Origin of the sequence: Methanosarcina sp. A14 (assembly GCF_001729375.1) — an archaeon.
GTDB lineage: Archaea > Halobacteriota > Methanosarcinia > Methanosarcinales > Methanosarcinaceae > Methanosarcina > Methanosarcina barkeri.
This window is the reverse complement of sequence record NZ_LZPK01000149.1, coordinates 1-2949: the sequence shown is the minus strand read 5'-3', so window position 1 is coordinate 2949 and position 2949 is coordinate 1. Positions and strand designations below refer to the sequence as shown.

4 protein-coding genes are annotated in these 2949 nt (G+C 46.0%); all 4 read right to left on the bottom strand.

What is annotated here, in order from left to right; translation table 11 throughout:
• Window positions 1-323 precede the first annotated feature (323 nt).
• Window positions 324-1124, bottom strand: coding sequence for a DNA-directed RNA polymerase subunit D (locus A9239_RS07940; protein WP_048121139.1), 801 nt, complete (start codon window positions 1122-1124; stop codon window positions 324-326).
• An 84-nt stretch (window positions 1125-1208) separates the two neighbouring features.
• On the bottom strand, window positions 1209-1589 hold the full coding sequence (locus A9239_RS07935) for a 30S ribosomal protein S11 (RefSeq protein WP_048121141.1): 381 nt from the start codon (window positions 1587-1589) through the stop codon (window positions 1209-1211).
• A gap of 2 nt (window positions 1590-1591) precedes the next feature.
• Window positions 1592-2242, bottom strand: a complete 651-nt coding sequence (locus A9239_RS07930) for a 30S ribosomal protein S4 (protein WP_048121143.1) — start codon at window positions 2240-2242, stop codon at window positions 1592-1594.
• Window positions 2243-2264: 22 nt separating this feature from the next.
• Window positions 2265-2723, bottom strand: a complete 459-nt coding sequence (locus tag A9239_RS07925; protein ID WP_230628902.1) for a 30S ribosomal protein S13 — start codon at window positions 2721-2723, stop codon at window positions 2265-2267.
• Window positions 2724-2949 lie beyond the last annotated feature (226 nt).

Genomic DNA, 2949 nt, shown 5'->3' with positions numbered 1-2949 from the left:
GCTGGGCAACCCTCGCATTTCGTATTAATCTGTGTCTAATCTATGTTTAATACTGTTTCATTATGATAATCCGGCGCGCTTTACGCCTTGCACTCCCTCACAATATCGTGGATAATATATAAACGTTTCGAGCCGTGAAGGTCACCGGGAATAAGTTTTGGAAGAACGCAAATAAGACAGAATGTCTTCTGTCGTATTCAGGTACAGAACAATAATATGTAAGGCGTAGAGAGTCCAGAGAAATATCTAACTCATTAAAATATTCAGGGATCTATCAGCCTTAATCTCAAAAAATTGGATATGGGCCTGTACCCGAGCTGAGCTCAGAACTGGTCCAGAATGCTCAAAAGTTCTTCAGCTTTGCCTTTGACCACATCTGCTGCATTAAGGGCAAGGTCTTTGGCGGTATAAGAACCATCGGACTCCATTGTAAACACAAAAGCGTTCTCATCGAAGCTAATGTTTATTGCGTGGATGTCACAGACCTGCTCGCAGAGCTTGCAGAGTGAGCACTTCAGGATATCTTCGTCAGAAACTCTGGCACCTGACTCTTCAAACCGTATAATGCCTTTCGGACATTCGGCTGCACAGTGCCCGCATGCATCGCAGTTTTCAATGGTTATAACAGGCACGTTCTTGTAGCCGCAAGCGATTCCTGCCTGCCATTTAACACTATCCCTGCCATAGCCCATATGAGCGAGGGCCTCAAGCACAAGCTTCTGCCCTTTTTTCAGTTCAACAATAGGGATATTGAGATCAGCCGGCTGTATCTTCGGGTCAGAGGAAATAAGATCCCGAGAATAAACCGTGCATGGACCTTCTGCACTTAGGGTTAAGGAAACCTCGCAGGCAGGACAGCCCTCTCCTCCGCAGACATCGCATTCTGCCTGTGGCACATACGTCTCTACATCCGTAACAAGCGGGATTAAGGACAGACGTAGAGCCAACTGCTCATCATAGAGTACCGAGGTATTGTCGTAAAGGTTCACATATTCAATCGCAAGCGTTGGTACATCTGCGATCATGGCGCGTCGAATGCCGTTGGCAAAAGATGTGCTAACATTTGAAAGCACGAATTTTGCAGATCTATCCGATAACTCCAGAATGTCTACTTCCATCGTCATATTCCTTAATTTCCCTTATATTTTAATGCTTTCAAAAAGAGAATTTTAGAAGAATTTCCTGAAGAAATTCCCTGAAGAATTCTCTTATACACGTCTTCCGCCTTTGGGACGAGTGCCGTCGTGCGGGACAGGAGTAACATCTTCAATCCTGCCAATACGGATTCCTGCTCTTGCAAAAGCCCTTATTGCAGCCTGAGCGCCAGGGCCCGGGCTTCTCTGCTTGTTTCCACCAGGTGCTCTTACCCTTATATGGATGCCATGGATACCTTTATCCCTGAGCTGGTCAGCAAGCTGGCCTGCCATCTGCATGGCAGTATAAGGAGAGCTCTCATCTCTTGCAGCTTTTACAACCATACCACCAGAAGACTTTGCAATGGTTTCAGCCCCTGTGATATCGGTTACAGTAATAATTGTGTTGTTAAATGAAGATTTAATGTGAGCTACGGCCCATTTCATGTTTGCCATGATTATCTCCTCCCTCTTCTCTTCCTTCCGCCTCTTTCAGGAGCTTTTTCTTTAGCCTGCTTTGCTTCTGCAACAGCCCTTAAAGTGGTTGTGCTGTCTGCAAGAACAGATGCTACCTGCACAGGTCTTTCAGGATGAGATTCGCTAACGAGCGGAGAAGTTGAATAGTACCCGATATGCATTTCATCTTCCTTGGAGACGAGCATTCCCGGAACTGTAGCTTTTCTGCCGTTTACTGCAATGTGACCATGAGTGATAAACTGACGAGCCTGGACAACTGTCCTGGCAAGCCCGAGACGGAGAACCTGAGTCTGGAGTCTCCTTTCGAGAATATTTTCAGTTTTTAAAGAAAGAATGTCATCAATGTCGGCATCTGATTTGATGATGCCATAGCGGATAAGCTTCGCAAGAATTTCTTCAGATTGCGTCTTCTGATGCCCTTCAAGTCCTCTTTCCTGAGAGTTTGCAGCGCTTGCAAGTAATTTTCGGGCTTCAGACCTGTACATTCTGAGCATACTGGCTGCTTTCCAAACTTCTCTCTTGTTTCTGAGGCCGTATGCCTTTACAAGCTGAACTTCAGATGCCATCCTGGCTTCCTGCCAGGGATGCCTGGGAGTCTCGAAACTTTTACTTCTTTTACCTGGATATGCCATTTAAAATCACCTGACCGGAAAATCACTTTCTCCTGCTGACACCGACAGTTGACCCGCGGCGGCCTGTAGATTTCGTTCTCTGTCCTCTGACCTTAAGGCCCCTTTCGTGCCTTAATCCTCTGTAGGCGCGAACCTTCTTCAGGTTGTTAATATCTTCCCTGAAAGTCAGTAAGATGTCTGTTCCCAGCAGATGCTTGTCCTGTCCTGTTGCCAGGTCTTTTTGCCTGTTCAACATCCAGGATGGAACAATCTCCTCAAAATTCCCGATTGCGCGGTCTAGCTTTGACACTTCTTCATCTGGCAGGTATCCAAGTGTAGCAGTAGGATCTACCCCTGCGCCCTTTGCGATAAGGATAGCGGTGCGCCTCCCTATTCCTGGGAGACCTGTTAGGGCGTATTCCACGGGTTTTGCCCCCTGCAGGTCGGTATTCATAATCCGAACAAGATGCCTTAATTCTTCATTATTCTTTTCTTCTACCATATATTCCCTCCAGGGGAATGTATACAGCACCCTGTAGCCCCTGATCGAATACCCAAAAAGAATACACGAAAAGTCAGGAGCAGCTCTCTAAAGGAGCTTCTTTACAGCACATACTGATGAATTCATTTACATGCTGTTACCAGTATATAAGTATATCTGCGCTTAGTTCCAACTGAAAGATGATGTTAGGAAGGAATGAAAGCTGATGAATGAAAGCTGATAGCAG